The organism is Actinoplanes oryzae (assembly GCF_030757795.1).
In the GTDB taxonomy this organism is placed as follows: Bacteria; Actinomycetota; Actinomycetes; order Mycobacteriales; family Micromonosporaceae; genus Actinoplanes.
In genome coordinates, this window is sequence record NZ_JAUQWH010000307.1 from 1 (window position 1) to 4,343 (window position 4,343).

6 protein-coding genes are annotated in these 4,343 nt (G+C 73.9%); 3 read left to right on the plus strand and 3 right to left on the minus strand.

Annotated elements, in window-relative coordinates; all coding sequences use genetic code 11:
* From RBH18_RS43190 to RBH18_RS43200, 3 genes are all read left to right on the plus strand, one after another.
* Positions 1 to 351, plus strand: a 351-nt coding sequence (locus RBH18_RS43190; protein WP_306216326.1) for a PPOX class F420-dependent oxidoreductase, incomplete at its 5' end; no start/stop codon positions are given.
* Positions 348 to 887 (plus strand): nucleoside/nucleotide kinase family protein, encoded by a 540-nt coding sequence (locus RBH18_RS43195; protein ID WP_306216327.1) that lies wholly within the window; start codon positions 348 to 350, stop codon positions 885 to 887. The genes RBH18_RS43190 and RBH18_RS43195, both read left to right, overlap by 4 nt.
* Positions 884 to 2,269 (plus strand): LLM class flavin-dependent oxidoreductase, encoded by a 1,386-nt coding sequence (locus tag RBH18_RS43200; RefSeq protein ID WP_306216328.1) that lies wholly within the window; start codon positions 884 to 886, stop codon positions 2,267 to 2,269. Before RBH18_RS43195 ends, RBH18_RS43200 begins: the two co-directional genes overlap by 4 nt.
* On the opposite strand, the gene RBH18_RS43205 is transcribed toward RBH18_RS43200, so the two are convergent.
* The 3 genes from RBH18_RS43205 to RBH18_RS43215 form a co-directional block, all read right to left on the minus strand.
* Positions 2,202 to 2,483, minus strand: coding sequence for a DUF3040 domain-containing protein (locus RBH18_RS43205; RefSeq protein ID WP_306216329.1), 282 nt, complete (start codon positions 2,481 to 2,483; stop codon positions 2,202 to 2,204). The two genes, RBH18_RS43200 and RBH18_RS43205, sit on opposite strands and share 68 nt — an antisense overlap.
* Positions 2,484 to 2,571: 88 nt before the next feature.
* Positions 2,572 to 3,303, minus strand: a complete 732-nt coding sequence (locus RBH18_RS43210; protein WP_306216330.1) for an ABC transporter permease — start codon at positions 3,301 to 3,303, stop codon at positions 2,572 to 2,574.
* Entirely contained in the window at positions 3,300 to 4,256 is a 957-nt protein-coding gene (locus tag RBH18_RS43215) for an ABC transporter substrate-binding protein (protein ID WP_306216331.1), read from the minus strand. Before RBH18_RS43215 ends, RBH18_RS43210 begins: the two co-directional genes overlap by 4 nt.
* Positions 4,257 to 4,343: the final 87 nt, after the last annotated feature.

Here is a 4,343-nt window from a genome sequence, read left to right on the forward strand (position 1 = left end):
GCCGTGCTGTCCACGCTCCGGGCGGACGGATCCGCGCAGCTGTCGGTGATGTGGGCGGGCCGCGACGGCGACGAGATCGTCATGGCCACCAAGGGCTCGCGCCGCAAGGTGCGCAACATCCGGCGCGACCCGCGCGTCACCGTGCTGCTCCACGACCGCACCACGCCGGCGCGCTACGTCGAGATCCGCGGCACAGCCACGGTCACCGGGGACGCCGCGGCGGCCCGGGTGCTGGCCGACGAGCTGGCCCACCGCTACACCGGCGCCGCGCACGAGACGGGCAGCCCCGGGCAGGAGGCCGACCGGGTCGTCGTGCGGATCCGCCCCGAGCGCATCCACGTCTCCGCATGACGGACCTGGTGGCGTGGGCCCGCGGACTCACGCCGGTGGGCACCACGGTCGTGATCGCCGTCGAGGGCCGGTCGGGAGCCGGCAAGACCACGTCGGCCCGGGTGCTGGCCGCGGAGCTCGGAGCGCCGCTGATCCGGATGGACGACCTGTATCCCGGCTGGGACGGGTTGCGGGCCGGGTCGGACGCGCTGGGGAAGTGGGTGCTGCGCCCGCTGGCCGAGGGGCGCCGGGCCCGCTGGCGGCGCTGGGACTGGGCGGCCGGCCGCTATGCCGGGACCCATGAGGTGCCGGCGGGTCGTCACCTCGTCGTCGAGGGCGTCGGCGCCGGGGCGGCGCCGCTGCGGCCGTACCTCTCCGGGTTGATCTGGGTCGAAGCGCCGGAACCGCTGCGCCGGCGGCGGGCGATGGCGCGCGACGGCGGGACCTACGCCCCCCACTGGGAGCGCTGGGCGCGCCAGGAGGACGAGTACTACGGCAGCGACCACGTCCGGGACCACGCGGACCTGGTGATCGAGCACACGGAGGACGGCACATGACGGACCGGATCAGGCTCAACGGGCTGCGGCAGTCGACGGTCGGGCACACCGCGATCGGGCTGTGGCGGCACCCGGACAGCCAGGCGCACCGCTACCGGGACCTGAAGTACTGGCTGGAGACCGCGCGGATCCTGGAACGCGGCCGCTTCGACGCGCTGTTCATCGCCGACGCGCTCGGCCCGCTGGACGTGTGGCAGGGCAGCGTGGACGCCGCCCTGCGCGACGGGATCCAGACGCCGACCGACGACCCGCTGCTGGCGATCAGCGCGATGGCGGCGGCGACCGAGCACCTGGGCTTCTCGGTGACGGTCTCCTCGACGTACGAGCAGCCGTACAGCTTCGCCCGCAAGATGACCACCCTCGACCACCTCACCGAGGGCCGCATCGGGTGGAACATCGTCACGTCCGCCCTGGACAGCGCCGCCCGCAACCTCGGCCTGGGCACCCAGCTGCCGCACGACCAGCGGTACGCCGTCGCGGAGGAGTTCATGGCCGCGGTGTACCGGATCTGGGAGGGCAGCTGGGCCGACGACGCGGTCGTGGCCGACGCCGGCAAGGGCGTGTTCGCCGACCCGGCGCGGGTGCGACCGGTGGGCCACGACGGGACCTACTTCCAGGTGCCCGGGATCGCGCTGAGCGAGCCCGGGATCCAGCGCACGCCGGTGCTCTACCAGGCCGGCACGTCCCCGGTCGGCCGCGCCTTCGCCGCCCGGCACGCCGAGGGCGTCTTCCTGTCCGCCTACCTGCCGTCGATGGCCCGCGGACTGGCCGACGACGTCCGCAAGCGGGCCGCGGCCGCCGGGCGGGACCCACGCTCGATCAAGTTCTTCGCCATCGCGACCGTCATCGTGGCGGACACCGACGCCGAGGCGCACGCCAAGCTGGCCGACTACCAGCGCTACGCCAGCGTCGAGGGCGCCCTCGCCCGGTGGAGCGCGCTCATGCACATCGACCTGTCGCGGCTACCCCTCGACGAGCCCCTGGAGTACGTGGAGACCGACGGGATCCGCGGCATGGTCGAGCTGTTCACCACCCTGGACCCGGACCGGAGGTGGACGCCCCGGGCCATCGCCGAGTTCGTCGGGGTGGGCGGCGGCGGCCCGGTGCTCGTCGGCAGCCCCGCCACGATCGCCGACGAGCTGGAACGCTGGCGCGACGAGGCCGGCGTCGACGGCTTCAACATCGCCGACCCGGTGCCGCCGGTGACCTTCCGCGACTTCGTGGACCTGGCCGTGCCGGAGCTGCAGCGCCGCGGGCTGGTGTGGCGCGACTACGAGGGCGCGACGCTGCGGGAGCACTTCCACGGCCGGGGCGTCACGCGGGTCCGCGACGATCACCCGGCGGCGGCCTTCCGCTACGACGATGCCGCCGCACCAGAATGACGACCACGGCGTTCGCGGCGAGCGCCAGCGTCACCACGGCGACCCGGCCGCCGAAGAGGACGGCCTCGAGGGGCACCACGATGTAGGTGAGCGCACAGAGCACGGACAGCGTCGGGAAGGGCCGCGGGCCGCGCATCCGGGCGGCGAAGGCCGGATCGGCGCGGGCGAGGTCACGCTCGATGTCGTGCAGGATCCGCTGCTGCTGATCATCCATCGCTGACCGGCCTTCGGGGAGACCCGGGCGAGACCCTCAGGCTACCCCGCCCGGCCCGGGCGGGATACGACGATCGTCGATGGTCTTGTCAGGCGGTGGTGTGCTGGACCCAGGGGGCCAGGCGGTGCTCGACGGCGACGAGGACATAGAACAGCGCGATGCTCAGGGCGGCCAGCAGGGTGATCGCGGCAAAGGCGAGGGCCGTGTCGGCGCCCGCGTTCTGGATGAGGAAGCCCAGGCCGGCCGTGGCGCCGAAGAGCTCGCCGACCAGGGCGCCGATGACGGCGAGGGGCATGGCGGTCTTGAGGCCGACGAAGATGTGGGGCAGGGCGGCCGGGCCGCGTACCCGCCAGAAGGTCTGCAGCCGCGAGGCGGTCAGCGAGCGGGCCAGCTCGACCAGGTCGGCCGGGGTGCTGCCGAGGCCGGTGGCGGTCGCCAGCACGATCGGGAAGAAGGCCATGAGCGCGGCCAGCACCACCTTCGGGCCCGCGCCGAAGCCCAGCCAGACCAGCAGCAGCGGGGCGAAGGCCAGCTTCGGTACGGCGTTCAGCGCCACCAGTGCGGGATACATCGCGCGGGCCACCTGCTCGGAGGCGGCCAGCGCGGTGCCCAGCAGGATGCCGGCCGCCGCGGCGAGGGCGAAGCCCTGGACCGTCTCGGACAGGGTGACCCCGGCGGCGGACAGCAGGTCGGCCGGGTGGCGGCGGAAGGCGGCGAGCACGGCCGGGGGCGCGGGGACCAGGTAGGACTCGATGCGCAGCGCCACCACGGCGAGCCACCACAGCAGGACGAGGGCCGCGCCGCCGGCCAGCCGGGTCATCCCGCGAGGTCGTACGCGATGACCTGGCCGGCGTCGAAGCCGGCGGGCACGGCGCCGGCCGACCGCATGACCGCCACGCCCCGGTCCACCTTGGCCTTGTCGAAGGTGCCGAGCGGCCGGACGTACGGGCGCATCAGCTCGAGCTCCTGCGCGGCGACCGCCGCGGGCTGGGTGCTCTGGTGCCGGGCGAGGACGGCGCCGGCCTCGGCGGGGTGGTCGACGGCGTACTCCAGGCCGCGCAGCATGACGGCGGTGAAGCGGCGGACGCGCTCGGGGTCGGCGGTGGCGTCGCGGGCGACGGCGAGGCCGTTGCCGTACAGGTCGGGCAGGACGTCGGCGTAGGGCAGGACCACCGCGGTGCGGCCCTTCGCCGCGGCCTCGACGCCGGGGCGGCCGACGACGAACTGGGTGGCGGCGTCGATGCTGCCGGCCGCCAGCCCCTGCGCCATCTGCTGGGCGGGCATGGTGACCCACTCGACGCCGGTGGGATCCGCGCCGGCCAGCCTGGCATACGGTTCGTAGAGCACGCGGACCACGCCGCCGGGAATGTAGGCGACGCGCTTGCCCTTGAGGTCGGCCGGCTTCGTGATGCCGCTGCCGTCGAGGGCCATGAGGCAGGCGAGGGTCTTCTGATGCACCGCGCTGACGATCCGGAAGCCGGTGAAGGTGCCCTTGCCGTACTCGATGAGCGCGGCCGCCACGTCGACGGCGGCGAAGTCGGCCCGGCCGCCCTGCAGGAGCTGGAGGTTCTGGCCCGTACCGTTGCCGGGCCGGATCTCGACGTCGAAGCCGGCCTCGCGGAACCAGCCCTGGTCGATGGCGACCTGGACGTAGGCCTCCCGGCCCTGCACGCCGACGCCGGTGAGGTAGACGATCTTCTCGAGCTTCGTGTCGTCGCCGCTGCCGCCGCAGCCGGCCAGGAGAATCAGGACAGCTAGCAGCGCCCGCTTCATGGATCGACACTAATGAATGACGGGCGCAGGGGGGAAGCGATATGCGAGCAGTGATCTTCGACAGTTTCGGCGGGCCGGTCCGCCTCG

Excerpts from the sequence above, each read along its gene's own strand:
- RBH18_RS43215 (WP_306216331.1), bottom strand. The coding sequence starts at position 4,256 with ATGAAGCGGGCGCTGCTAGCTGTCCTGATTCTCCTGGCCGGCTGCGGC.
- RBH18_RS43195 (WP_306216327.1), top strand. The coding sequence starts at position 348 with ATGACGGACCTGGTGGCGTGGGCCCGCGGACTCACGCCGGTGGGCACC.
- RBH18_RS43210 (WP_306216330.1), bottom strand. The coding sequence starts at position 3,303 with ATGACCCGGCTGGCCGGCGGCGCGGCCCTCGTCCTGCTGTGGTGGCTC.
- RBH18_RS43205 (WP_306216329.1), bottom strand. The coding sequence starts at position 2,483 with ATGGATGATCAGCAGCAGCGGATCCTGCACGACATCGAGCGTGACCTC.
- RBH18_RS43200 (WP_306216328.1), top strand. The coding sequence starts at position 884 with ATGACGGACCGGATCAGGCTCAACGGGCTGCGGCAGTCGACGGTCGGG.